Source organism: Streptomyces sp. NPDC107471 (assembly GCF_055582845.1).
Window position 1 is genome coordinate 41353 of sequence record NZ_JBVJPC010000016.1, and the last position, 23364, is coordinate 64716.

The 23364-nt window shown below is 71.2% G+C and carries 24 protein-coding genes and 1 riboswitch; of the genes, 12 read left to right on the forward strand and 12 right to left on the reverse strand.

Annotation, left to right across the window (positions count from 1 at the left end; translation table 11 throughout):
* Positions 1-5 precede the first annotated feature (5 nt).
* Together ACZ66S_RS37270 and murQ are read left to right on the forward strand one after the other, a co-directional pair.
* Positions 6-893 carry a MurR/RpiR family transcriptional regulator gene (locus tag ACZ66S_RS37270; protein ID WP_469906019.1) on the forward strand — a complete coding sequence of 296 codons (888 nt, stop codon included), beginning with the start codon at positions 6-8 and terminating at the stop codon, positions 891-893.
* Between the two features lie 49 nt (positions 894-942).
* On the forward strand, positions 943-1887 hold the full coding sequence (gene murQ / locus ACZ66S_RS37275; RefSeq protein ID WP_469906020.1) for an N-acetylmuramic acid 6-phosphate etherase: 945 nt from the start codon (positions 943-945) through the stop codon (positions 1885-1887).
* On the opposite strand, the gene ACZ66S_RS37280 is transcribed toward murQ, so the two are convergent.
* The 3 genes from ACZ66S_RS37280 to ACZ66S_RS37290 are packed head-to-tail and all read right to left on the reverse strand — an operon-like array spanning position 1859 to position 3620.
* On the reverse strand, positions 1859-2497 hold the full coding sequence (locus ACZ66S_RS37280) for a dihydrofolate reductase family protein (protein ID WP_469906021.1): 639 nt from the start codon (positions 2495-2497) through the stop codon (positions 1859-1861). The genes murQ and ACZ66S_RS37280 overlap by 29 nt on opposite strands.
* A 55-nt stretch (positions 2498-2552) precedes the next feature.
* Positions 2553-3218: a class I SAM-dependent methyltransferase gene (locus ACZ66S_RS37285; RefSeq protein ID WP_469906022.1), complete on the reverse strand. Its 666-nt coding sequence runs from the start codon at positions 3216-3218 to the stop codon at positions 2553-2555.
* A gap of 9 nt (positions 3219-3227) precedes the next feature.
* On the reverse strand, positions 3228-3620 hold the full coding sequence (locus ACZ66S_RS37290; protein WP_469906023.1) for a hypothetical protein: 393 nt from the start codon (positions 3618-3620) through the stop codon (positions 3228-3230).
* Positions 3621-3736: 116 nt separating this feature from the next.
* Here ACZ66S_RS37290 and ACZ66S_RS37295 point away from each other — a divergent pair, with 116 nt between their 5' ends.
* The 4 genes from ACZ66S_RS37295 (at position 3737) to ACZ66S_RS37310 (ending at position 5954) form a co-directional block, all read left to right on the forward strand.
* Complete coding sequence (locus ACZ66S_RS37295; RefSeq protein ID WP_469906024.1) at positions 3737-4576, forward strand: helix-turn-helix domain-containing protein; 840 nt, start codon at positions 3737-3739, stop codon at positions 4574-4576.
* The gene (locus ACZ66S_RS37300; protein WP_469906025.1) at positions 4560-4754 is read left to right on the forward strand and encodes a DUF397 domain-containing protein; all 195 of its coding nucleotides are present in this window, start codon (positions 4560-4562) and stop codon (positions 4752-4754) included. The genes ACZ66S_RS37295 and ACZ66S_RS37300 overlap by 17 nt, the downstream gene beginning before the upstream one ends.
* A gap of 25 nt (positions 4755-4779) precedes the next feature.
* On the forward strand, positions 4780-5313 hold the full coding sequence (locus ACZ66S_RS37305; protein WP_469906026.1) for a DinB family protein: 534 nt from the start codon (positions 4780-4782) through the stop codon (positions 5311-5313).
* A 71-nt stretch (positions 5314-5384) separates the two neighbouring features.
* Complete coding sequence (locus ACZ66S_RS37310) at positions 5385-5954, forward strand: hypothetical protein (RefSeq protein WP_469906027.1); 570 nt, start codon at positions 5385-5387, stop codon at positions 5952-5954.
* A 9-nt stretch (positions 5955-5963) separates the two neighbouring features.
* On the opposite strand, the gene ACZ66S_RS37315 is transcribed toward ACZ66S_RS37310, so the two are convergent.
* The 5 genes from ACZ66S_RS37315 to thrC all read right to left on the reverse strand — a co-directional run bounded on the left by ACZ66S_RS37315 (position 5964) and on the right by thrC (position 12179).
* Positions 5964-7487 carry a carboxylesterase/lipase family protein gene (locus ACZ66S_RS37315; RefSeq protein WP_469906028.1) on the reverse strand — a complete coding sequence of 508 codons (1524 nt, stop codon included), beginning with the start codon at positions 7485-7487 and terminating at the stop codon, positions 5964-5966.
* A 368-nt stretch (positions 7488-7855) separates the two neighbouring features.
* Positions 7856-9478 carry a chaperonin GroEL gene (gene groL, locus ACZ66S_RS37320; RefSeq protein WP_020140084.1) on the reverse strand — a complete coding sequence of 541 codons (1623 nt, stop codon included), beginning with the start codon at positions 9476-9478 and terminating at the stop codon, positions 7856-7858.
* 460 nt (positions 9479-9938) lie between these two features.
* The gene (locus ACZ66S_RS37325) at positions 9939-10145 is read right to left on the reverse strand and encodes a cold-shock protein (RefSeq protein ID WP_007382895.1); all 207 of its coding nucleotides are present in this window, start codon (positions 10143-10145) and stop codon (positions 9939-9941) included.
* Between the two features lie 443 nt (positions 10146-10588).
* Positions 10589-10864, reverse strand: coding sequence for a MoaD/ThiS family protein (locus ACZ66S_RS37330; RefSeq protein WP_469906029.1), 276 nt, complete (start codon positions 10862-10864; stop codon positions 10589-10591).
* A gap of 34 nt (positions 10865-10898) precedes the next feature.
* The gene (gene thrC, locus ACZ66S_RS37335) at positions 10899-12179 is read right to left on the reverse strand and encodes a threonine synthase (RefSeq protein WP_469906030.1); all 1281 of its coding nucleotides are present in this window, start codon (positions 12177-12179) and stop codon (positions 10899-10901) included.
* A 17-nt stretch (positions 12180-12196) separates the two neighbouring features.
* A riboswitch (SAM riboswitch) is annotated at positions 12197-12355 on the reverse strand.
* Between the two features lie 148 nt (positions 12356-12503).
* On the opposite strand from thrC, the gene ACZ66S_RS37340 reads away from it, so the two are divergent.
* From ACZ66S_RS37340 to otsB, 3 genes are all read left to right on the forward strand, one after another.
* Complete coding sequence (locus ACZ66S_RS37340) at positions 12504-13448, forward strand: glucosyl-3-phosphoglycerate synthase (protein WP_469906031.1); 945 nt, start codon at positions 12504-12506, stop codon at positions 13446-13448.
* 67 nt (positions 13449-13515) lie between these two features.
* Complete coding sequence (locus ACZ66S_RS37345; RefSeq protein ID WP_469906032.1) at positions 13516-14910, forward strand: alpha,alpha-trehalose-phosphate synthase (UDP-forming); 1395 nt, start codon at positions 13516-13518, stop codon at positions 14908-14910.
* Positions 14911-14912: 2 nt separating this feature from the next.
* The gene (otsB, locus tag ACZ66S_RS37350; RefSeq protein ID WP_469906033.1) at positions 14913-15734 is read left to right on the forward strand and encodes a trehalose-phosphatase; all 822 of its coding nucleotides are present in this window, start codon (positions 14913-14915) and stop codon (positions 15732-15734) included.
* 3 nt (positions 15735-15737) lie between these two features.
* On the opposite strand, the gene ACZ66S_RS37355 is transcribed toward otsB, so the two are convergent.
* Both ACZ66S_RS37355 and ACZ66S_RS37360 read right to left on the reverse strand, forming a co-directional pair.
* Entirely contained in the window at positions 15738-15971 is a 234-nt protein-coding gene (locus ACZ66S_RS37355; protein ID WP_053848713.1) for a DUF3263 domain-containing protein, read from the reverse strand.
* Between the two features lie 33 nt (positions 15972-16004).
* Complete coding sequence (locus tag ACZ66S_RS37360; RefSeq protein ID WP_469906034.1) at positions 16005-17306, reverse strand: ABC transporter substrate-binding protein; 1302 nt, start codon at positions 17304-17306, stop codon at positions 16005-16007.
* A 76-nt stretch (positions 17307-17382) separates the two neighbouring features.
* Between ACZ66S_RS37360 and ACZ66S_RS37365 the strand changes: the two genes are divergently transcribed.
* From ACZ66S_RS37365 to ACZ66S_RS37375, 3 genes are all read left to right on the forward strand, one after another.
* Positions 17383-18327: an ROK family protein gene (locus tag ACZ66S_RS37365; RefSeq protein ID WP_469906035.1), complete on the forward strand. Its 945-nt coding sequence runs from the start codon at positions 17383-17385 to the stop codon at positions 18325-18327.
* Complete coding sequence (gene nagA / locus ACZ66S_RS37370) at positions 18327-19538, forward strand: N-acetylglucosamine-6-phosphate deacetylase (RefSeq protein ID WP_469906036.1); 1212 nt, start codon at positions 18327-18329, stop codon at positions 19536-19538. The genes ACZ66S_RS37365 and nagA overlap by 1 nt, the downstream gene beginning before the upstream one ends.
* An 82-nt stretch (positions 19539-19620) precedes the next feature.
* Positions 19621-20550 (forward strand): 1-phosphofructokinase family hexose kinase, encoded by a 930-nt coding sequence (locus ACZ66S_RS37375; protein WP_469906159.1) that lies wholly within the window; start codon positions 19621-19623, stop codon positions 20548-20550.
* Positions 20551-20553: 3 nt separating this feature from the next.
* Here ACZ66S_RS37375 and ACZ66S_RS37380 read toward each other — a convergent pair whose 3' ends face one another.
* Together ACZ66S_RS37380 and cdgB are read right to left on the reverse strand one after the other, a co-directional pair.
* Positions 20554-21495: a CBM35 domain-containing protein gene (locus ACZ66S_RS37380; RefSeq protein ID WP_469906037.1), complete on the reverse strand. Its 942-nt coding sequence runs from the start codon at positions 21493-21495 to the stop codon at positions 20554-20556.
* Positions 21496-21616: 121 nt separating this feature from the next.
* Positions 21617-23272 carry a diguanylate cyclase CdgB gene (gene cdgB / locus ACZ66S_RS37385; RefSeq protein WP_469906038.1) on the reverse strand — a complete coding sequence of 552 codons (1656 nt, stop codon included), beginning with the start codon at positions 23270-23272 and terminating at the stop codon, positions 21617-21619.
* Positions 23273-23364 lie beyond the last annotated feature (92 nt).

Here is a 23364-nt window from a genome sequence, read left to right on the forward strand (position 1 = left end):
CAGGTGTGCCCCAGGAAGTGAAGGAAATTTTCGGCAGCGCTCTCGCCGCGAAGGTGCGCACGCTGGGTCCGTCCATGACCCGCTCCATGCACCGCGTCGCCGAGGCCGTCGCGAACGACCCCGCGGGGTGCGCGGCGCTCACCGTCACGGGCCTCGCCGAACTGACCGGGACGAGCGAGGCGACGGTCGTGCGGACGGCCCGGCTGCTGGGCTACCCCGGCTACCGCGACCTGCGGCTCGCCCTCGCCGGGCTGGCCGCGCAGCAGCAGTCCGGGCGGGCGCCGGCCATCACCACCGACATCGCGGTGGACGACCCGATCGCGGACGTGGTCGCCAAGCTCGCCTACGACGAGCAGCAGACCCTCGCCGACACGGCGGCCGGGCTGGACACCGCGCAGTTGGGCGCCGCGGTCGCCGCGACGGCCTCGGCCCGGCGGATCGACGTGTACGGGGTGGGGGCCTCCGGACTCGTCGCGCAGGACCTCACCCAGAAGCTGCTGCGCATAGGGCTGATCGCGCAGGCGCACAGCGATCCGCACCTGGCCGTGACGAACGCGGTGCAACTGCGCGCGGGAGACGTGGCGATCGCGATCACGCACTCGGGTTCGACCGGGGACGTCATCGAGCCGTTGCGGGTCGCGTTCGAGCACGGGGCCACTACGGTGGCCATCACCGGGCGGCCGGACGGGGCGGTGGCGCAGTACGCCGACCATGTGCTGACGACGTCCACGGCCCGGGAGAGCGAGCTGCGGCCCGCGGCGATGTCGTCACGGACCAGCCAGCTCCTCGTGGTGGACTGTCTGTTCGTGGGGGTGGCGCAACGCACGTACGAGACGGCGGCGCCCGCGCTGGCCGCGTCCTACGAGGCGCTGGCGCATCGGCACCGTCGCTAGGCACGAGTTTTCCGGTAGACGTCGGTCACGAAGAAAGAGCCACTCCTCCATGACCTCCACCTCCGACCCGCGTGATCTGCGAGCCCAGTTGGAGACGCTCACCACCGAGGCCTTCCGGCCCGAGCTCGCCGACATCGACAGGCTGCCGACGCTCGACATCGCCCGGCTGATGAACGGCGAGGACGCCTCGGTGCCCGAAGCGGTGTCCCGGCAGTTGCCGAGGATCGCCGCCGCCATCGACGCGATCGCCGAGCGGATGGCCCGCGGCGGCCGGCTGATCTACGCCGGTGCCGGCACCGCCGGACGCCTCGGCGTCCTGGACGCCTCCGAGTGCCCGCCGACCTTCAACACCGACCCCGCCCAGGTGGTCGGCCTGATCGCGGGCGGCCCCGGGGCCCTGGTCACCTCCGTGGAGGGGGCGGAGGACTCCGCGGAGCTGGCGCGGGCCGACCTGGACGGGCTCGCGGTGACCGAAGTGGACTCGGTGGTCGGGGTGTCCGCGTCCGGTCGTACCCCGTACGCCGTGGGCGCGGTCGAACACGCCCGCGCGCGGGGGGCGTTGACCGTGGGCCTGTCCTGCAACGCGGACAGCGCGCTCGCCGCGGCCGCCGACCACGGCATCGAGGTGGTCGTGGGACCCGAACTGCTCACCGGCTCCACCCGCCTCAAGGCGGGCACCGCGCAGAAGCTGGTCCTCAACATGCTGTCGACGATCACGATGATCCGCCTCGGCAAGACCTACGGAAACCTGATGGTCGACGTCCGGGCCTCCAACGAGAAGCTGCGCGCCCGTTCCCGCCGTATCGTCGCCCTCGCCACCGGCGCCGGCGAGGAGGAGGTCGAGCGGGCCCTGGCCGCCACCGACGGCGAGGTGAAGAACGCCATCCTGACGATCCTGGCCGACGTCGACGGGCCCACGGCGGCCCGGCTGCTGGAGGAGTCGGGGGGTCATCTGCGGGCGGCCCTCAGCGGCGGACCAGCACCGCGTGGGTGACGTTCGGTGAGCCGACCAGCTCCGCCACCCGGTAGCCGTCGATCCCCTCGCCCAGGTCGTCGAGCAGCCGCTCGCCGCGCCCGATGAGCATCGGCGCGACCACCAGGTGCAGCTCGTCGATCAGCCCGGCGCGCAGGTACTGCCGGATGGTCGCCGCGCCACCGCCGATCCGGACGTCCTTGCCGTCCGCGGCGTCGAACGCGCGCCGCAGGACGGTCTCCGGCGGCTCGTCGGTGAAGTGGAAGGTGGTTCCGCCGGCCATCTCCAGCGCCGGGCGCGGATGGTGGGTGTGGACGAAGACGTCGTGGTGGTACGGCGGGTTCTCGCCCCACCAGCCCTGCCAGGACTCGTCCTCCCACGGTCCGCGCTGTGGGCCGAACATGTTCCGTCCCATGATCGTGGCGCCGATGTTCTCATCGCCGCGGACGTAGAACTCGACGTCCGTGCCGCCCTTCCCGGCGGCCAGGTCCTCCGACGCGGCGACGAACCAGCGGTGCAGTTCGTCGCCCCAGCCGACGCCGTCGCCGAACGGGGCGTCCAGACGCTGGTTCCGCCCGGCCATGAAGCCGTCGAGGGAGATCGTCACGTTGTGTACACGGACCTTGGGCATGGTCTTCGCCTCTCGCGTGGTGTCGTGCGGTGTCGTGCTCTCACCCCTGCGTCGTTCAGAGCCTGCCTGGATCGACATCCCCGCGCACCTTTTTCCACACGAGGGTGTGGCGCCAGAACAGCCGACGCCGCAACCGGACCCCGGGCAGCAGACGGCGCGCCTCGCGGGCGAACTCGGTGTACGGCACGTCGGCGGGGCGGGTGGGGGCGGTCATCGCGACGGGGCGTGGGGCCCGCCGCCCCCGGTTCTTGAGCCAACCGGTGATCAGGTTGAGCGGGACGGACACGAGGCCGAGGAAGGTCTGGACGCGAGTGTCCTCCCGGGTCAGGCCGACGATCACCAGGGTGCCGCCCGGGGCAAGTCGCTGCCGGAACCCGACGAGGGCCTCGGTCAGCGGGAGGTGGTGGAGCACCGCGACGCAGGTGATGACGTCGTAGCCGCCGCCCTCGTACGACAGGACGTCCGCGACGGAGAAGGCGACCGGGAGCCCGGGGTCGGTCGCCTGCCTCGCCTCGCCGATGATCCGTTCGTCGCTGTCGACGCCCTGGACCTCCCTCGCCCGCGTGGCCAGCAACCGGGCCAGGTCGCCCGTGCCGCAGCCGACGTCCAGGGCCCGGTCGAAGCGGTTCGGCAACTGGCGCATGATCCACCGGTGGAAGTGGGCGTTGTGACTCCACGGGTGGGCGTTGTTGAAGCGGGCGAGGGCGTCCAGAAGAGGCATGGGTTCATTTCAACAGGGCATCCGACCCTCCCTGTTGACCTTCCGCACCCTCGCCCGCAACACCTCGGCCTGCGGCGCGGGCCCCGTCGACTCCGGCGGGCAGTCCCACTCCCGCCCCCCGCCGAGCGGCCTGAGCTGCACTCTCCCGCCCAGGTGCCCCATCACCTCCCCCACCCGCCCGTCCCGCACGTCCAGGACGAACGACCCCACCGGCGGCCTCTCCCCGCGCAGCACGGACGCCAGCCGCTCGGCCGTGCGTACGTTGCACCGCCCCAGGTCGATCAACGGGAACGGCTCGTCACCCGCCCCGGTGAGGGGGTCGACGGCGAGGGACGGCAACACGACGCCGACCTCGACGAGCGCCTCCCGCAGGGACTCCAGGACTTCCTCGGTGGACCGCACGCTTTCCTCCATCGGCACGCTGGGTTGTTGATTCGCAACACAGCGTGTCGGTCACGGCTCTAGCCTGGCCATACGGGCCAGCCCAACAACCGCACCTGGTGAACGGGGAGTCGCACATGCCGGGACCGAAGGACCTCGACCCGTCGTCGTCACCGAGGGCACTGCTGGGCGCGGAGCTGCGGCACGCGCGGGAGAAGGCGGGACTGAGCCAGGAGGAACTGGGCCAACGGCTGTTCGTGAGCGGGTCGTTCGTGGGCCAGTTGGAAGCGGGCACGCGCAGGATGCAGCGGGATGTCGCGCGACTGCTGGACGAGGTCCTGGAGACGCAGGACTTCTTCCGGCGCAACTGTGGGGCAGCAGCGAAGTCGAAGTACCCGGAGCACTTCGCGGAGGCCGCGGAGGCGGAGGCGCGGGCTTCCGCCATCAGTCAGTACGCGCCACTGTTGATCCCGGGGTTGCTTCAGACACCGGCGTATGCGGAGGCCGTGTTCCGTGCGTACAGGCCGACCGCCCCGGACGACGAGATCGAGGCGTTGGTCGCGGCCCGCCTCGACCGCACGAGGCTCCTCGCCGATCCAACAACGCCGTTGTTGTGGGTGGTACTGGACGAGGCCGCCGTCAGGAGGTGGATCGGCAGCGAGGCGGTCATGGCGGAGGCGCTGCGCCACATGGCCGGCCTCGCGCGAAGGCATCGGGTCATCGTGCAGGTGCTGCCGTTCAGAGCGGGCGCACACGCGGCGCTGGACGGCCCCCTGAAGCTGATGGAGTTCGACGACGCGCCCCCGCTGTCCTTCGTAGAGGCACCTGACGTGGGCAAGCTGTCGGACGATCCGGCCACCGTCACCCGGCACACCCGCATGTTCAAGCTCCTGCTGGCCGCGTCCCTTTCCCCCGCCGATTCCCTGGTCTTGATCGAGTCGGTGGCGCAGGATTACGCACATGAGGAACACTCCTGAATCCTGGCGCAAGTCCACGTACAGCGGCGGTCAAGGCGGCGACTGCCTCGAAGTGAACCTCGGTCACCCCACCACCGTCCCCGTCCGTGACTCCAAGACCCCCTACGGCCCGAGGCTCACGCTCCGGCCCGAGTCGTGGTCCGTCTTCGTCAAGGCGGTCATAGAGGTCAGGATCTGACCTATACGACTCCTACCGTGGCCCCATGACCAACACCACGCACGCCACCGCCACCGACGAGCGCACCGACCTGCTGGAGGCGCTGGCCCACAGCCGGCGCTTCCTGCGCTTCACGACCCGTGATCTCACCGACGAGCAGGCCGGGCAGCGGACCACCGCCAGCGAGCTGTGTCTGGGCGGCCTGATCAAGCACGTCACGTCGGTGGAGCGGCACTGGGTGGACTTCATCCGCAACGGCCCCTCGGCCATGCCCGACTTCACCGCCATGACCGAGGCCGACTTCGCCCGGCGGGCCGACGAGTTCCGGATGCAGCCCGGCGAGACCCTTGCCGGCGTGCTGGCCGACTACGACGAGACGGCCCGCAGGACCGACGAACTCGTCACGGCCCTGCCCGACCTGAACGCGTCCCACCCGCTGCCCGAGGCACCCTGGAACGAGCCCGGGGGGCGATGGTCGGCCCGCCGGGTGCTGCTGCACATCGCCGCCGAGACCGCCCAGCACGCGGGCCACGCCGACATCATCCGCGAGTCCCTGGACGGCGCCAAGAGCATGGGCTGAGCGGAGCCCCCGCAGGTGCGGCACCACCTGCGGGGGCTCGGCCCATGCCGTCGCACTCGTACCCTGAAGCCATGAACCACGCCCAGCTCACCGCTCTAGGCCGTGCCCTCCGTGTGCTCGGCGAGCACGGCGACTCGCTCACGGCCGACGCCCCGGACGCCAAGCTGCACGAGGTCAGGGCGGACCTGAAGCGTGCGCTGGAGCTGCTGGAGGACAGCGTCACCACCGCCGCCCCCAGCACCCGCTGTGCCGAGCACCCGAACGGACCGGTCGACGAGAACGCCCCCGACTTGTGCCTGCTGTGCGAGACGCGGCGCAGGGCGGCCCGCCGCGCCGAGATCAACGGCCCCTCCGCACGGCCCCGCTCCACCGACTCCGCGCCCTCCCGGTACGGGGTGCGGGAGGACCGGCCCCAGCCCCAGCAGCGCTGGCTGCCGGAGCAGTGGACCGGCCAGGAGTGGCAGCTCTGCGGGACGCCGAGGCGGGACCGGCACGAGGCCGAGCTCTACCTCACCGCCCAGCGTCGCGGGCCGCGCGCCGCGATGGCGTACCGGCTCGTCCACGAGTTCACCGACTACGAGGTGCTGCGGGTGTGGGGCACCCCGGTCAGGGTCGACATCGAGCCGCTCGGCAACCTCTAGAGGCGCCGCCTACTTCAGCAGCGGCAGCGGCGCGAAGTCGTACCCCTCCCACAGCCGCCGCGCCACCTCCTCCGGGTACGGCCGCACCTCCGGCGTCACGTCCAGGACCTGAGTGGCGCGCCCCTCGTCGTCGTACGCCGGCCACCCCGGGTCCCCGGTCCGCGCGAAGGCGGTCCACGCCGACTGGAAGCGCGCGGTGAGCGCCCTGGCCTCGTCCGGCACCCCGGCCCCCGCGAACAGCAGGGCCCCGAGATCGGCGTCGTACGTGCCGAACAGCAGCGGGATGTCCAGGCCGTGGCACGCGCCGAGCGCGCCGTTGAACGCCGGTGCGCTCCAGGTCAGTTCGTACAGGTGGGCCCGGCCGCCGCCGGCGGTCTGCGCCTCGGCCAGCCGCAGGGAGGGCAGGTTGAACAGCCAGTCCGTCTGGACGCGTTCGTAGAGTCCGGTCGGGGTGGCGTCCGGGAAGGCCTCGCGGTAGGAGCGCTCGCCGTCCGGGCCCGGCGCGAAGGTCCGCAGGGCAGCGGCCGCCTGCTCCTCGGTGATCCTGCCGAGCTGCTCGCCGAGGGCGAGGAAGAGCCGGAACTCGTCCCGGTTGTGCCCGACGAGCAGGCCCACGTCCCGCCCGGCGCCCGCCGCCAGCGCCTCCCAGGGCGTGCACGGCAGCACCTCCCCGTCGACGACCGGCGCGAACGGCGTCACGGTCGGCGCCGCCTGCCCCCACCGGTCGCCGTACTCCCGCATCCGCGGGCCCAACCGCTCACCGGCCGCGGGCAGTTCACGCGGATCGACGGTGGACAGCGCCGCGGCCGTCGGCGCCTGTCCCGCCTCCTTGGCGAGCTCCACCGCTATGTCCCGGGCGAGTTCGGCGGAGAAGTAAGTGCCGGGCACGCTCTGCGCCACGGCCCGTCCGAACAGGCCCCGCGCGCCGGGCATCGCCAGCAGCGAGGCCACCGATCCGGCGCCCGCCGACTCCCCGAACACCGTGACCTGCCCGGGGTCCCCGCCGAACGCCGTGATGTTGTCCCGCACCCACTCCAGCGCCGCGACCTGGTCCAGCAGCCCCCGGTTCGCGGGCGCCCCCTCCAGCAGGGCGAACCCCTCGATGCCGACGCGGTAGTTGAAGGTCACGACGACCACGTCACCGGCGCGCGCGAGATGCTGGGCGTCGTAGCCGGGGCTGCCGGCGTGGCCGAGCTTGTAGGCGCCGCCGTAGATCCACACCATCACCGGGCGACGGGCCGCCGGGTCCGTGTCGGGGGTCCAGACGTTGACCGTCAGCCAGTCGTCACCGGTGGGCGTCGGCGGCCCCGCGGCCCGGCCCTGGAAGGCGGCCTCCTGCGGGGGCGGGGGGCCGAAGGCGTACGCCTCCCGGGTCCCCTCCCAGCCCCTGACGGGCCGTGGTGCCTGGAACCGCGCCTCGCCCACCGGCGGTTCGGCGAACGGGATTCCCCGGAAGACCACCAGTCCGTCCTCGGCGCGCCCGCGCACGGCACCGGCCGCGGTGCGCACTTCGAGACCCTCGGCTGACGTCATCGGTCGAACTCCTCACAGGTCGGGGCTGATGCGCCTCACTCCAGCCCACGCCCCTTGCCTGAGTCAACCAACCTGGGAGGCCCGTCCCGTCCGGCCACCGGCCACGCATGGAAGAAGCCCGCCCCACTCGTGTGGGACGGGCTTCGTCTTGAGCGCTGGGCAGGCCTTGCACCTGCATCTCCCCGCAGGAAGCGGGGCGTCTTTCCTTGGACCACCAACGCGTAGTCGACCGACGGGAGTTCACGTCGAGCGGCTCGTGATCAAGCATAGCGCACGAAAAGACCGGGGGCGGCCACCCCCTGTTCCCAGGAAGGGCCGCCCCCGGCAAAGGACGCTGATCAGCCGTCGGACCTCGCGGTCCGGGGTGATCAGAAGTCCATGTCGCCGCCCGGCATGCCGCCACCGGCGGGCGCGGCGGCCTTCTCCGGCTTGTCGGCGATGACGGCCTCGGTGGTGAGGAACAGCGCGGCGATGGAGGCGGCGTTCTGCAGGGCAGAGCGGGTCACCTTCGCCGGGTCGATGATGCCCTCGGCGATCATGTCGACGTACTCACCGGTCGCGGCGTTGAGGCCGTGGCCGACGGTGAGGTTGCGGACCTTCTCGACGACGACGCCACCCTCGAGACCACCGTTGACGGCGATCTGCTTGAGCGGGGCCTCCAGGGCGAGCTTCACGGCGTTGGCGCCGGTCGCCTCGTCACCCTCGAGCTCCAGCTTCTCGAAGACCTGGGAGGCCTGGAGCAGGGCCACGCCACCACCGGCGACGATGCCCTCCTCGACGGCCGCCTTGGCGTTGCGCACGGCGTCCTCGATGCGGTGCTTGCGCTCCTTGAGCTCGACCTCGGTCGCGGCACCGGCCTTGATGACGGCGACGCCACCGGCGAGCTTGGCCAGGCGCTCCTGGAGCTTCTCGCGGTCGTAGTCCGAGTCGCTGTTCTCGATCTCGGCGCGGATCTGGTTCACGCGGCCGTTGACCTGGTCCGAGGAACCGGCACCGTCGACGATGGTGGTCTCGTCCTTGGTGATGACGACCTTGCGGGCGCGGCCCAGGAGGTCCAGGGTCGCGTTCTCCAGCTTGAGGCCGACCTCCTCGGAGATGACCTCGCCGCCCGTGAGGATGGCGATGTCGCCGAGCATGGCCTTGCGGCGGTCACCGAAGCCCGGGGCCTTGACGGCGACGGACTTGAAGGTGCCACGGATCTTGTTGACGACCAGGGTCGACAGGGCCTCGCCCTCGACGTCCTCGGCGATGATCAGCAGCGGCTTGCCCGACTGCATGACCTTCTCCAGGAGCGGGAGCAGGTCCTTGACGGAGCCGATCTTGGAGTTGGCGATCAGGATGTAGGGGTCGTCGAGCGACGCCTCCATCCGCTCCATGTCGGTGGCGAAGTACGCCGAGATGTAGCCCTTGTCGAAGCGCATACCCTCGGTGAGCTCGAGCTCCAGACCGAAGGTCTGGGACTCCTCGACGGTGATGACGCCTTCCTTGCCGACCTTGTCCATCGCCTCGGCGATGAGCTCGCCGATCTGGGTGTCGGCGGCGGAGATGGAGGCCGTGGAGGCGATCTGCTCCTTGGTCTCGACATCCTTGGCCTGCTCGAGCAGGGCGGCGGAGACGGCCTCGACGGCCTTCTCGATACCGCGCTTGAGGGCCATGGGGTTGGCGCCGGCGGCTACGTTGCGCAGGCCTTCCTTGACCAGGGCCTGGGCGAGCACGGTCGCGGTGGTCGTACCGTCACCGGCGACGTCGTCCGTCTTCTTGGCGACTTCCTTGACCAGCTCGGCGCCGATCTTCTCGTACGGGTCCTCGAGCTCGATCTCCTTGGCGATGGAGACACCATCGTTGGTGATCGTGGGGGCGCCCCACTTCTTCTCGAGGACGACGTTGCGGCCCTTGGGGCCGAGCGTCACCTTGACGGCGTCCGCGAGCTGGTTCATGCCGCGCTCGAGGCCGCGCCGCGCCTCCTCGTCGAACGCGATGATCTTGGCCATGTGAAGTGGTCCCTCCAGGACTGGGGGTGATTCCTTCGGACCGCGCCCGCGCCCGCGACGGACGGCTCGCCGGCCTGTGGATCCTTGCCCCACAAGGCCTGCGGGCCTCACCGACCCGGTCCATCTTTGTCACTCTCACCTTCAGAGTGCTAACGCCAATGATTAGCACTCGGCATGGTCGAGTGCAAGCGCCTACCGAAGACCGGGATGCGTTCGGTCGTCGCGCCACTACCGGCCGACGGGGGCTGAGCGCGCAGTTCCCCGCGCCCCTGGGGAGGTTGCAGCCAGGCACCCAGGGGCGCGGGGAACTGCGCAAAACGCCCGCCCCCACCGAGCCCGCGGACGAAGTCGCGCCACCGTCGGAGACACATGCCGAAGGGCCCGTACCCATGACTCCCCATGGGGTACGAGCCCTTCGAAGAAGAACGAAGAACGACGCTGTTGTTACCCGGCGCGTGCTTCAGCCAGTCGCGAGACGAACCATGTCCGCCTGCGGCCCCTTCTGACCCTGCGAGATCTCGAACTCGACCCGCTGGCCCTCTTCAAGGGTGCGGTAGCCGTCCATCTGAATCGCGCTGTAGTGGACGAATACATCCGCACCACCGTCGACCGCGATGAAGCCGTACCCCTTCTCCGCGTTGAACCACTTGACGGTGCCCTGAGCCATGCCTAACTCCCCTATTACTGGCCCTTGCACGGACCCACACTTCGTGGATCCGGGTCAGACCTCACCCCCCACATGGTTGGGGGCGTGCGCCGGAACGCGTCGACCGCGGCTGAATGTATCTGTCCAACTGCCGTCTGCAACAGGTCAATCGGACGAGAATTCTGGACGGAAGGGGTCCGGAATGTAGTGAGAATTCGCCCGAATTCGGGGCAAGTCGGGCCCCATAAAAGGAGCATAAGACACAAAGAACCCACACACTTTGGCTACTTCTCGTCGCATCCGAAGTCGGAACTCATATGCGCCCGGCATGGAGGAAGCAGCAGCTTCCCCAACTGTACCGCGCTCAACCATAGAGAATTGCCCCCTCCGCTTCTCTCACGGAGGGGGCAATCGGATGAACACTCGGTAATTCCTGTTACCGAAGGTAATGACCAGTCATACGGTCACCCGCCGGCGACCGCCGGGATGATGGAGACACCGGCCCCGTCGGGCGTCGCCGTCTCCAGCCCCTGCTCGAACCGCACGTCGTCGTCGTTCACGTACACATTCACGAACCGCCGCAGTTGGCCCTGGTCGTCGAGAACACGCGCGGCGATACCGGTGTGGTTCTTCTCCAGATCGGCGATGACCTCGGCGAGGGTCCCACCCTCGGCCTGCACCTCGGCCTGGCCGCCGGTGTAGGTGCGCAGGATGGTGGGGATACGGACGGAAACGCTCATGATGAAAGACCTCCGGTCAGGTTAGGGACAACGACTACGCGAGGCCGGCCTCACGGAACGAATCCAGGTTGGGCCGAATCGTCGCCGTCAGCCCCGTACCCGCCACCGCGTCCAAGGTCTTCAGACCGTCACCCGTGTTCAGCACCACGGTCGTCAGCGAGGGATCCAGCAGCCCGTTCTCGATCAGCTTCCTGGTGACACCCACGGTCACCCCACCCGCGGTCTCCGCGAAGATGCCCTCGGTCCGCGCCAGCAGCTTGATGGCGTCCACGACCTGCTCGTCGTTGACGTCCTCCACCGCACCGCCGGTGCGCCGGGCGATGTCGAGCACGTACGGACCGTCCGCCGGGTTGCCGATGGCGAGGGACTTGGCGATGGTGTTCGGCTTCTGGGGGCGGACCACGTCGTGCCCGGCCTTGTAGGCGACGGACACCGGGCTGCACCCCTCCGCCTGGGCACCGAAGATCTTGTACGGCCTGTCCTCGACGAGCCCGAGCTTGATCAGCTCCTGGAGCCCCTTGTCGATCTTCGTGAGCTGCGAGCCGGAGGCGATCGGCACGACCAACTGGTCGGGGAGCTTCCAGCCGAGCTGCTCGCAGATCTCGTACGCCAGGGTCTTGGAGCCCTCCGCGTAGTACGGCCGCAGGTTGACGTTGACGAAGCCCCAGCCCTCGCCGGCCGGGTCGCCGATCAGCTCGGAGCAGAAGCGGTTCACGTCGTCGTAGTTGCCCTCGATGCCGACGAGCTCGCCGCCGTAGATCGCGGCCATGACGACCTTGCCCTGCTCCAGGTCTTGCGGGATGAACACGCAGGAACGGAAGCCGGCGCGGGCCGCGGCGGCGCCCACCGCACCGGCCAGGTTGCCGGTCGAGGAGCAGGAGAGCGTGGTGAAGCCGAAGGCGCGGGCGGCCTCCAGGGCCTGCGCGACGACGCGGTCCTTGAAGGAGTGCGTCGGGTTGCCGGAGTCGTCCTTGACGTACAGGCCGCCGGTCACGCCCAGTTCACGGGCGAGGTTGTCGGCCTTGACGAGCTGGGTCCAGCCGGGGTTGATGTTGGGCTTGTCCGCCACGTCCGCGGGGACGGGCAGCAGCGGGGCGTAGCGCCAGATGTTCGCGGGTCCCGCCTCGATCCGCTTGCGGAGCTCCTCGGTGTCGTAGGCCGAGAAGTCGTACGCGATCTCGAGCGGGCCGAAACACTCCTCACAGGCGAAGACCGGTCCGAGCGGGACGCGGTGGCCGCATTCGCGGCAGCTCAGCGCCGCGGCGGGACCCAGGTCGACGGAGTTCGTGGTGCTTGCAACAGTCTGCGCAGCCATGGAGGCGAGGCCCTTTCTCCTCATCTTCCTCACGACGCACTTCGCCGTGAGACGGATTTGGCACCTTCCCGAGTCGGGAGCCTCGCGGAGACGATCGTCAGTGATCGCTACGAGAGCCGACTGGAGGGTTGCCGGGGCTTCATCGGGCCGTATCCCTCTGCCCCTCTGGATGAGCGGTATGAAGTTGTGAGCGGTGGGCCACCCCGGACATGCGATGGTCACCCGCGTTGTTCAAGACTGTAACCGACGACCAGGACAGTTGAGATAGTCGTCCGAACGGCGAGATGGATCACACGCAGATCACACGAAGAGGAGCCGCGCACTGTGCTGAACGAAGTCGAGCGCTGGCTGGCGACCCGTTCCTGGTCCGTGGCTGATCGCCCGCTCCACCGGATCATGGCGGCGAAACGGGCCACGGGCCGGACGGTCAGTGTCGTCCTGCCGGCCCTCAACGAGGAGGCGACGGTCGGTGACATCGTCGCCGTGATCCGGCACGACCTCATGCGGCAGGTCCCGCTCGTCGACGAACTGGTCGTCGTCGACTCGGGCTCGACCGACCGCACCTCCCAGGTCGCCGCCGCGGCCGGCGCCCGGGTCGTCCACCGCGACGACATCCTGCCGCGCATCCCGGCCGTGCCCGGCAAGGGCGAGGTCCTGTGGCGCTCCCTGCTCGTCACCACCGGGGACATCGTCTGCTTCATCGACGCCGACCTTCAGGAGTTCTCCTCGGACTTCGTCTCCGGCATCGTCGGCCCGCTGCTCACCGACCCCGAGGTCGACCTGGTCAAGGGCATGTACGACCGTCCCCTGGGCGGCGCCGCCGGGCAGGGCGGCCGGGTCACCGAGCTCATGGCGCGCCCGCTGCTGAACATGCACTGGCCGCAGCTCGCCGGTTTCGTGCAGCCGCTGGGCGGCGAGTACGCGGCCCGGCGCTCGCTGCTGGAGCAGTTGCCGTTCCCCGTCGGCTACGGCGTCGAGCTGGGGATGCTGGTCGACGCCCTGCACCTGGTCGGTCTGGACGCGCTGGCCCAGGTCGACGTGGGGGTGCGCAGGCACCGGCACCAGGACGGGCAGGCGCTGGGCCGGATGTCCGCCGCGATCTACCGCACGGCCCAGCTCCGGCTGGCCCGCGGCCACTTGATCCGGCCCGCCCTCACCCAGTTCGAGCGGGGCCGGGAGGGCTTCGAGCCGCGTACCTACTCGGTGGACACCGAGGAGCGGCCGCCGATGACGGAGATCGCGGAGTACATGAAAAGGAAGGCGGCGTAGGAGCGCCCTTCCGGAGCGCTCCCAAGGGAACGTTTGAGCGGTTGCACCCCGGGCTAGATGTCGAGGCATGGCTCCCTCGCACAACGCTCACGTACTGGTCGCATCCAACCGGGGTCCGGTCTCCTACGAGGTCCAGGAAAACGGCGAGCTCAAAGCGAAGCGCGGCGGCGGCGGACTCGTCTCGGGACTGTCGGCGATCGGGCCGGAGGCCGACGCGCTGTGGGTGTGCTCGGCGCTCTCCGACGGCGACCGCGAGGCGGTACGGCAGGGGGTCGGCGAGGACGGCGTCCGCATGCTCGCGATCCCGGCCGACGTGCACGCGGACGCGTACAACGGCATCGCGAACTCGGTCCTGTGGTTCGTCCACCACCTGCTCTACCAGACCCCGCTGGAGCCGTCCTTCGACGCGGAGTTCCGGCGCCAGTGGGCGTCGTACGAGACGTACAACCGCGCCTTCGCCGAGGCCCTCGCACAGGAGGCGGCCGAGGGGGCGGCGGTCCTGGTGCAGGACTACCACCTGTGCCTGGTGCCGGGGATGCTCCGCGAGCTCCGCCCCGACCTGCGCATCGCGCACTTCTCGCACACGCCGTGGGCGCCGGTGGAGTACTTCCGGATGCTGCCGGACGACATCGCGGTCCAGCTCCTGCGGGGCATGCTGGGCGCCGACCGGCTCGGCTTCCTGACCCGCCGCTGGGCGGACGCCTTCACGGCCTGCGCCACCCAGTGCGCGGACGGGCTCGGCGAGACCCGGATCGGGGTGCACGGGCTGGGCGCGGACGCGGACTTCCTGCGCGCCCGCTCCCACGAGGCCGACGTCGAGGAGCGGATCGTCGGCCTGCGCGAGGAGATCGGCGCGGGCCGGAAGACGATCGTGCGGGTGGACCGGACGGAGCTGTCCAAGAACATCGTGCGCGGGCTGCACGCCTACCGGCGGCTGCTGGAGTCGCGGCCGGAGTGGCGGGAGCGGGTCGTGCACGTGGCGTTCGCGTATCCGTCGCGGCAGGACCTGGCGGTCTACCGGGACTACACGGCCGAGGTGCGGCGGGTGGCGGAGGAGATCAACGACACCTTCGGCACACCGGGCTGGACGCCGGTCCTGCTGAATCTGAAGGACGACTTCGCGCGCTCCCTCGCCGCGTACCGGCTGGCCGACGTGGCGCTGGTCAACCCCATCCGGGACGGCATGAACCTGGTCGCGAAGGAGGTGCCGGTGGTCTCCGACGAGGGCTGCGCGCTGGTGCTGTCGCGGGAGGCGGGGGCGTACGAGGAGCTGGGCGACGACGCGATCGTGGTGAACCCGTACGACGTGGAGCAGACGGCGGCCGCCCTGCACGAGGCGCTGACGATGCCGGCCCACGAGCGGGCCGAGGGCGCGAAGCGGCTGGCCGCGGCGGCGACGGCACTCCCGCCCGCCCAGTGGTTCCTGGACCAACTGAACGCGCTCCGCGCGCTGGACGGGTGAGCATGAACCTTCCCACGCCCCTCACGACCGCCGGCGAGGAGGGCCTGCGGGCCGTCCTCGCGGAACCGCGGCGGGCGGTGATCGGGCTCGACTTCGACGGGACGCTGGCGCCGATCGTGGCGGATCCCGAGAAGGCGGTCGCCCACCCCGACGCGGTGCCCGCGCTCGCGGTCCTCGCGCCGAAGGTGGCGTCCGTGGCGGTGATCACCGGCCGCCCGGCGGCGGTCGCGGTCCGCAACGGCGGTTTCGCCGAGGTCCCCGGCCTGGAGCACCTGACCGTGCTCGGCCACTACGGGGCGGAGCGCTGGGACGCGGCGACGGGCGAGGTCACCGCCCCCGCCCCGCACCCCGGCGTGGCGGCGGTCCGTGCGGAACTGCCGGAGCTGCTGGCCGGGACCGGTGCGTGGCTGGAGGAGAAGGGCGGCCGCGCGGTGGCCGTCCACACCCGCAGGGCCGCCGATCCCCAGTCCGCCTTCGAGGCGCTGCGTGGGCCCCTCACCGACCTGGCCGCCCGTAACGGCCTGATCGTGGAGCCCGGCCGTCTGGTCCTGGAGCTCCGCCCGCCCGGCATGGACAAGGGGGTGGCCCTCCTGAGGCACGCCCGCGAGGTCTCCGCCCGGTCGGTGCTGTTCGCCGGCGACGACCTGGGCGACCTGCCCGCGTTCTCCGCGGTCGAGGAGCTCCGTACCGCGGGCACCGCCGGTCTCCTGGTGTGCAGCGGCAGCGACGAGGTGACCGAGCTCCGCAAGCGGGCCGACCTGGTGGTGGACGGCCCGGCCGGCGTGGTGGGCCTGCTGCGGGCCCTGGCGGAACGACTCGCCTGACCCTCAGCGCTCCTCGCGCCGGGCCTGGCGCACCCTGCGCAGCCGGTTCACCGTCACCGGGTCGTGGGCCAGCGCGCGCTCGTCGTCCAGCAGGGCGTTGAGGAGCTGGTAGTAGCGGACCGGCGCCAGGCCCAGCTCCTCACGTATCGCCCGCTCCTTCGCGCCGGGCCCCGCGAAACCGCGGCGCTCCAGCGCGAGGATGTCCCGCTCCCGGCGGTCGAGTCCCGCATGCTCCATGCCCGGAACCGTAACGCCCGCCACTGACAGCGACTACTCCGCCTTCTGCGCGGTGAGCTGGAGCGTGCGCAGCACCTCGGCGGGGCTCCCGCCGGAGCTCACGGCGGCGCCGATCCGCTTCTTCACCGCCGCGCTGACCGAGGCCCAGGACGTCTTGCCCACCGGCGGCAGCTCCGCGGAGGGCAGTGCGGCGAGGAAGGGCTTGAGGTCGGCGTCCCGGGAGCTGGCGCCCATGACCTCGGAGGCGGAGTTGGTCACCGGCAGCAGGTCGTACTCCCGGGAGAACGCGAGGACGTTCTTCTCGCTGTAGACGAAGTCGAGGAAGTCGCCCACCTGCTCGGCGTGGCCGTTCTGCCGGAAGGCCATCATCCAGTCGGCGACGCCCATGGAGTTCTTCGTCGGCCCGTCGGCGCCGGGCATGGGCACCATGCCGAACTTCACCCCCTTCTCGGCGGCGATCTTCATCAGCGAGGGGTGCCCGTTGAGCATCCCGACGTCCCCGGCGGCGAACGCCGAGAACGCGGCGGCCCGGTTCAGGTTCTCCGGCGCGACCGGGCCGGTCAGGCCCTTGCCGACGAGGTCGTCCTTGAGCCAGGTCAGCGTGGCGACGTTCTCGTCGGAGTCGATGCCGTACGTCCCGACGTCGTCGACGTAGCCGCCGCCCCCGCTCAGCAGCCACTGCATGGTCTCGGCCTGCGCCTCCTCGGGACCGAGCGGCAGCGCGTACGGGTACTTGACCCCGTCCGCCTTGAGCGCCTCGGCGTCGGCGGCCAGCTCCTTCCACGTGGTGGGCGGGGTGAGGCCGGCGTCGGCGAAGAGGGTCTTGTTGTAGAAGAGCAGCCGGGTCGACGCGGCGAACGGCATGCCGTACTGCATTCCGTTGATCCGCCCCGCGGAGCCGAGCTGGGAGACGAAGTCGGCCTGCTCCCGGATGCCGACCAGTTCGTCCGCCTTGTACAGCAGCCCCTTGTCGGCGTAGTCGGCGTAGGCGCCGATCTGCGCCATGTCGGGCGCCTCGCCCGCGTCGACCAGTTCCTTGACCTTGCGGTCGACGTCGGTCCACGAGTACACGCTGACGTCGATCTTCACCCCGGAGTGCTTCGCCTCGTACTCCTCGACGAGCTGGTCCCAGTACTTCTGGGAGCTGTTGGCCGAGCTGTCTCCGTAGTCGGCCGCGACCAGTCTCAGCGTCACCTCGTCCGATCCGCCGCCCAGGCCGCAGCCGCCGAGGACCGCCGTCATCCCCAGTGCGGACACCGCCGCGATCGTTCCCGTCCTACGCCGCCGCACCGACAACCGCCCCAAACTCACGTTCGAAAACTTTCGAAAAGTCATACATATCTCAGAAGTAAGGTCTACACCACGTGAGTGGACTAGACCTCTTGTGGGTCAACGGGTCACACTGTCCCCCGTGAGACATGTCATCGCCCTCGACGTGGGCGGCACCGGGATGAAGGCGGCCTTGGTCGGCGCGGGCGGCGAGCTCCTGCACCGGGCCCGCCGGGCGACCGGCCGCGAGCGCGGACCGGACGCGGTCGTCGACGGCATCCTCGACTTCGCCGCCGAGCTGCGCGCGTACGGCACCGAGCACCTCGGCGCCCCCGCGGCCGCGGCCGGCGTCGCCGTCCCCGGCATCGTCGACGAGGACCGGGGCATCGCGGCCTACGCCGCCAACCTGGGCTGGCGGGACGTCCCCCTGCGCACCCTGCTCGCCGAACGCCTCGGCGGCGTCCCGGTCGCCCTCGGCCACGACGTCCGCACCGGCGGCCTCGCCGAGGGCCGCATCGGAGCCGGCCGGGGCACCGACCGCTTCCTCTTCGTCGCCCTCGGCACCGGCATCGCGGGCGCGATCGGCATCCAGGGACAGGTGGAGGCGGGCGCCCACGGCTTCGCGGGCGAGATCGGCCACGTCGTCGTACGCCCCGACGGCACGCCCTGCCCCTGCGGCCAGCGCGGCTGCCTGGAGCGGTACGCCTCCGCGGCCGCCGTCAGCGAGGCCTGGGCCGCGGCCACCGGGAACCCGGCAGCGGACGCGGCGGACTGCGCGAAGGCGGTGGAGGCCGCGGACCCCGGGGCCGGGCAGATCTGGCAGCACGCCGTGCACGCCCTGGCCGACGGCCTGGTCACCGCCCTCACCCTCCTGGACCCCCGCACCCTGATCATCGGTGGCGGCCTGGCGGAGGCGGGGGAAACCTTGTTCACACCGCTGCGGGACGCGGTCCGCAGCCGGGTCACCTTCCAGAAACTCCCGACGATCGTCCCCGCGGCACTGGGCGACACGGCGGGTTGCCTGGGCGCGGGCCTCCTGGCCTGGGATCTCCTAGACACGACGGACAGTTCGGAGGTAACGCCCTGATGGCAACCCCCCCAGGGGCGCGGGGAACTGCGCGACAAACCACGACGCACCCGCACCCCGCAACGGACAAGACCCCCCTCGTCCTGTCCGGCGCGACCGTGGTCCTGCCCACGGGAACGGTCAAGAGCGGCCGGATCGTCGTCGAGGGCACGCGCATCACCAGTACGGCACCCGAGAACGCCCACGTCGTCGACGTCACCGGACACTGGCTGGTCCCCGGCTTCGTCGACCTGCACAACCACGGCGGCGGCGGCGCCTCCTTCACCTCGGGCTCGATCGAGGACGTGCTCACGGGCATCGCCACGCACCACGCCCACGGCACCACCACCCTCGTCGCCTCCACCGTCACCGGCGACATGGACTTCCTCGCCCACCGAGCCGGCCTGCTGAGCGAGCTCGCCGAGCAGGGCGACATCGCCGGCATCCACTTCGAGGGCCCGTTCATCTCCCCGTGCCGCAAGGGCGCGCACGCGGAGGACCTGCTGCGCGATCCCGACCCGGCGGAGGTCCGCAAGCTGATCGACGCGGCGCGCGGTCAGGCCAGGATGCTCACCCTCGCCACCGAACTCCCCGGCGGCGTCGACTCCGTGCGCCTGCTCGCCGAGCACGGGGTCATCGCGGCGATCGGCCACACCGACGCGACCTACGAGCAGACCGTCGAGGCGATCGAGGCGGGCGCCACCGTGGCCACGCACCTCTTCAACGCGATGCCGCCCCTCGGCCACCGCACCCCGGGGCCCATCACGGCCCTCCTGGAGGACGAGCGGATCACGGTCGAGCTCATCGACGACGGCACGCACCTGCACCCGGCCGCGCTGCAACTGGCGTTCCACCACGCGGGGGCGCAGCGGGTCGCCTTCATCACGGACGCCATGGACGCGGCCGGCTTCGGCGACGGGCGCTACATGCTCGGCCCCCTGGAGGTCGAGGTCAGCGAGGGCGTCGCCCGCCTGGTCGAGGGCGGTTCGATCGCCGGCTCGACGCTCACCCTGGACCGCGCGTTCAAGCGGGCGGTGACCGTCGACCGGCTGCCGGTCGAGGACGTGGTCGCGGCGATCTCCGCCAACCCGGCCCGGCTGCTCGGGATGTCCGACCGCATCGGGTCCCTGGAGCCCGGCAAGGACGCCGACCTGGTCCTCCTCGACCAGCGATTCGACCTCAAGGGCGTCATGCGCCGGGGTGAATGGGTGGTCGATCCGCAACTGGGATGATCTGTCCCGCTGTTGGGTCCGGGACCGTCCTGGGAGACTGGACGGGCACATGTCCGTCCGTCTTCGGGGGAGGTCGGCCCGGGTGATCCTCACGGTCACGCTGAACACCGCTCTCGACATCACCTATCGCGTACGGTCGCTGCGGCCGCACACCAGCCACCGGGTCTCCGAGGTCGTCGAGCGCCCCGGCGGCAAGGGCCTGAACGTGGCCCGGGTGCTGGCCGCGCTCGGCCACGAGGTGACGGTCACCGGCTTCACGGGCGGCGCCACCGGCCGCACGGTCCAGGAGCACCTCACCGCCGTCCCGGGCCTGGTGGACGCGCTCGTCCCGGTCACCGGCCCGACCCGGCGCACGGTCGCCGTCGTGGACGAACGCTCCGGCGACACCACCCAGCTCAACGAACCGGGCCCCACCGTCACACCCGCGGAGTGGTCCGCCTTCCAGGAGGCGTACGGGGATCTCGTCGCGTCGGTCGCGGCGGTGGCCCTGTGCGGGAGCCTGCCGCCGGGTGTGCCGGTGGGGGCGTACGCCGGCCTGATCCGCGCGGCGAAGGCGGCCGGGGTCCCGGTCCTGCTCGACACCAGCGGCGAGGCACTGCGCCGCGGGGTCGCCGCCCGCCCCGACATCCTCAAGCCGAACGCCGAGGAACTGTCCGAACTGACCGGCTCGCACGAGCCGTTGCGGGCCACCCAGGACGCACGGCGGCGGGGCGCCCGGTCGGTGGTCGCGACCCTCGGCAGGGACGGCCTCCTGGCGGTCACCCCCGAGGGCCGCTGGCGCGCCACGCCCCCGGCCCCGGTGTCCGGCAACCCGACGGGCGCCGGCGACTCGGTGGTCGCGGGCCTGCTGTCCGGCCTGGTGCGCCGGCTCCCCTGGCCGACCCGTCTGACCGAGGCGGTCGCCCTGTCGGCGGCGACCGTACTGACGCCGGTGGCCGGGGAGTTCGACCGGGCGGCCTACGAGGAGCTGCTGGGCCGGGTCACGGTCACGGGAGAGGCCAGCGCGGCCTGAGCCCTACTGGTCGGCGTTCTCCGTCACGGAGAACTGGTCGAGCAGGGCGTTGCACTGGTTGCCCTGCTGGCAGGAGAGCTGAACGGTGTTGGTGCCCTTGGTCAGGGAGACCTGGGCCCACGTCTCCTGCCATTCGTTCGCGGGCAGCCCACCGAAGTTCTTCATGTTCAGCGGCCGGGAGGCGGATTTGCCGTTGACCGTCACCGTGGCGTTGGCGTCCTCGGCGGGCAGGCCGTAGCGGACGTAGAGCCGGTAGGTGCCGGCCTCCTTGATGCCGTTGACGGTCCAGGTGACCGAGGCCCCGACCTGGTTGAAGCCCTGTACGTAGACGCCGCCGTCGGACTTGGCGCCCTTCACGTCGGACGCGACGCTGGTGCCGCCCTCCAGCCGCATCGTCTTCACGTCGGCCTTCGGCAGGTCGGCCTCCGCCTCCGCGGAGCTCGACGCGCTCGGTTCCGAGCTCTGGGACGCGGTCGGGGTCGTCGCCGCCTCGCCGCCCTTGTCGTCCTTCTGGTCGTCGCCGCCCGCGATCGCGATGCCGATGCCGATGACCACCGCGGCCACCACCGCGATCGCGCCGATCAGCAGGCCCTTGGTGTTGGGGCCGCCGCTGCGCCGGCCACCGCCGTTGTGGCCCGGCATGGGCTGCTGGCTGGTGGGGGCGGAGCCGGGGAAGGTCTCGGGGGCGGCGTAGTGCGCGCTGGGCTGGCCGTAGCCGCCCTGGGCCTGCTGCTGCGGGACCTGGCCGTACGCCGCGGTCGGCGCGGTCGGTGCCTGCTGCTGTCCGTACTGGCGCTGGCCGACCGCGCGGACTCTGTTGACGGAGTTCGGGTAGCCGTAACCGCCGGAGGGCGGCTGGGCCCCGTTGGCCTGGCCGTCGGCGTAGAGGTAGCCGAACGGGTCGTCGTCCTCGGGCGTGCTCGCGCCGTTGTTGCCGGACGTCATCCCTTGGTACTCCTCAACAGGTGCGGATCGGATGCGATACGTGGAGTCAGAATGGCGAGCCTACCCGCTCCAGATGGCCCAAACGGGTGACTCGGATCGCATCGGCTCGCTGACCTGGGGCTCAGCCCGCGCGTCTGTGCTGTTTGGGACGAGATCGTTTCTCGACGTACATCCGCTCGTCGGCCGACTTCAGCACTTCGTCCGCGGTCATGCCGCAGTGCGCCCAGCCGATACCGAAGCTGGCACCCACCCGCACGGCCCGTCCCTCGGCCCGGATGGGCTGGATGATCTCGTTGCGCAGGCGCACCGCGAGGTCCGCCGCGTCGGCCTTGCCGAGGCCGTCGGCGAGGATCACGAACTCGTCGCCGCCGAGCCGGGCCACGGTGTCGCCGTCGCGCACGCACTGGGACAGCCGCCGGGCGACCTCGATGAGGACCGCGTCGCCCGCGTTGTGCCCGAACCGGTCGTTGATGGACTTGAAGCCGTCGAGGTCGCAGAAGAGCACCGCGAGCCCCTTGGTGCCGTCGTCGCGCTCCCCCTCGGGGGCCACGGTGTGCACATGGTGGTCGAAGGCGGCGAACGCCTCGGTGCCGCCCTGCCGGAAGTCGAAGCCGTGGCCGTTGGCGTCGAAGGCCGGGTGGCCGAAGGCCGCGTCGACGGGCTCCAGGGCGCCGGTGTGGGTGGGGCGCTGGCAGAGCCGGGAGGACAGCCGCGAGCGCAGCTCGGCGGAGTTCGGCAGGCCGGTGAGGGAGTCGTGGGAGGCGCGGTGGGCGAGCTGGAGCTCGCGGCGCTTGCGCTCCTCGATGTCCTCGACGTGGGTGAGCAGGAAGCGCGGACCGTCGGCGGCGTCGGCGACCACCGAGTTGCGCAGGGACACCCAGACGTACGTGCCGTCCCGGCGCCCGAGGCGGAGCTCGGCGCGGCCGCCCTCCGCCGAGGTCCGCAGCAGGGTGCCTATGTCCTCGGGGTGGACCAGGTCGGAGAAGGCGTAGCGGCGCATCGCGGACGCGGGGCGGCCGAGCAGGCGGCACAGGGCGTCGTTGGTGCGCAGGATGCGGCCGTGCTGGTCGCCGCCCATCTCGGCGATGGCCATGCCGGAGGGGGCGTACTCGAAGGCCTGCCGGAAGCTCTCCTCGCTGGCCCTGAGCGCCTGCTGCTCCCTTTCCAGCCGGACCAGCGCGCGCTGCATGTTCGCGCGCAGGCGCGCGTTGCTGATCGCGATGGCGGCCTGGAACGTGTACATCTGCAGCGCCTCGCGGCCCCAGGCGCCCGGCCTGCGGCCGTTGCGCGGCCGGTCCACGGAGAGCACGCCGATCAGCTCGCCGCACTGCCCGCCCGGCACGCCCGGCGTGTACATCGGCGCGAACAGCCGGTCGGAGGGGTGCCACTCGTCCTCGAAGCGGGGCGCCGGGCCGTCGGTGTACCACTGCGGGACGTCGTCGTCGTCGAGGATCCAGCCCTCGGTGTGCGGAATGAAGACCAGGTCGCCCCAGGTCTCCCCCATGCTCAGCCGGCGCTCCCAGGACTCGCGGGAGCCCACCCGGCCGGTGATCAGCGCCTCGGCGGCCTGGTTCCCGGCGAAGGCGGCGACCACGAGATCGCCGTCGGGGCGCACGAGATTGACGCACGCCAGTTCGTAGCCGAGTGCGGTGACCACGCCGTTCGCGACGGTCTGCAGTGTGTCGGCCAGGCTGCGGGCCGTGTTCATGTCGGCCATGACCTGGTGCAGTTGTCGCAGGGACGCAAGACGGACGTACGGCTCCGACTCGCTCTCCATTGCTCGCCCTCCCCCCGAGACCTCGCAGTGAATCAAGGGTCATCTGTCCAGCCACTGAATCACAGCGCGCTGCCCGGTCGGTACACAGGGTC

Bases quoted from the DNA above. Each gene is read 5' to 3' on its own strand.
- ACZ66S_RS37360 (WP_469906034.1), bottom strand. From the start codon at position 17,306: ATGACTTTTCGAAAGTTTTCGAACGTGAGTTTGGGGCGGTTGTCGGTG.
- ACZ66S_RS37345 (WP_469906032.1), top strand. From the start codon at position 13,516: ATGGCTCCCTCGCACAACGCTCACGTACTGGTCGCATCCAACCGGGGT.
- groL (WP_020140084.1), bottom strand. From the start codon at position 9,478: ATGGCCAAGATCATCGCGTTCGACGAGGAGGCGCGGCGCGGCCTCGAG.
- nagA (WP_469906036.1), top strand. From the start codon at position 18,327: ATGGCAACCCCCCCAGGGGCGCGGGGAACTGCGCGACAAACCACGACG.
- ACZ66S_RS37355 (WP_053848713.1), bottom strand. From the start codon at position 15,971: ATGGAGCATGCGGGACTCGACCGCCGGGAGCGGGACATCCTCGCGCTG.
- cdgB (WP_469906038.1), bottom strand. From the start codon at position 23,272: ATGGAGAGCGAGTCGGAGCCGTACGTCCGTCTTGCGTCCCTGCGACAA.
- thrC (WP_469906030.1), bottom strand. From the start codon at position 12,179: ATGGCTGCGCAGACTGTTGCAAGCACCACGAACTCCGTCGACCTGGGT.
- ACZ66S_RS37295 (WP_469906024.1), top strand. From the start codon at position 3,737: ATGCCGGGACCGAAGGACCTCGACCCGTCGTCGTCACCGAGGGCACTG.
- ACZ66S_RS37305 (WP_469906026.1), top strand. From the start codon at position 4,780: ATGACCAACACCACGCACGCCACCGCCACCGACGAGCGCACCGACCTG.
- ACZ66S_RS37330 (WP_469906029.1), bottom strand. From the start codon at position 10,864: ATGAGCGTTTCCGTCCGTATCCCCACCATCCTGCGCACCTACACCGGC.
- ACZ66S_RS37315 (WP_469906028.1), bottom strand. From the start codon at position 7,487: ATGACGTCAGCCGAGGGTCTCGAAGTGCGCACCGCGGCCGGTGCCGTG.
- ACZ66S_RS37310 (WP_469906027.1), top strand. From the start codon at position 5,385: ATGAACCACGCCCAGCTCACCGCTCTAGGCCGTGCCCTCCGTGTGCTC.
- ACZ66S_RS37300 (WP_469906025.1), top strand. From the start codon at position 4,560: ATGAGGAACACTCCTGAATCCTGGCGCAAGTCCACGTACAGCGGCGGT.
- otsB (WP_469906033.1), top strand. From the start codon at position 14,913: ATGAACCTTCCCACGCCCCTCACGACCGCCGGCGAGGAGGGCCTGCGG.
- ACZ66S_RS37285 (WP_469906022.1), bottom strand. From the start codon at position 3,218: ATGCCTCTTCTGGACGCCCTCGCCCGCTTCAACAACGCCCACCCGTGG.
- ACZ66S_RS37380 (WP_469906037.1), bottom strand. From the start codon at position 21,495: ATGACGTCCGGCAACAACGGCGCGAGCACGCCCGAGGACGACGACCCG.
- murQ (WP_469906020.1), top strand. From the start codon at position 943: ATGACCTCCACCTCCGACCCGCGTGATCTGCGAGCCCAGTTGGAGACG.
- ACZ66S_RS37325 (WP_007382895.1), bottom strand. From the start codon at position 10,145: ATGGCTCAGGGCACCGTCAAGTGGTTCAACGCGGAGAAGGGGTACGGC.
- ACZ66S_RS37280 (WP_469906021.1), bottom strand. From the start codon at position 2,497: ATGCCCAAGGTCCGTGTACACAACGTGACGATCTCCCTCGACGGCTTC.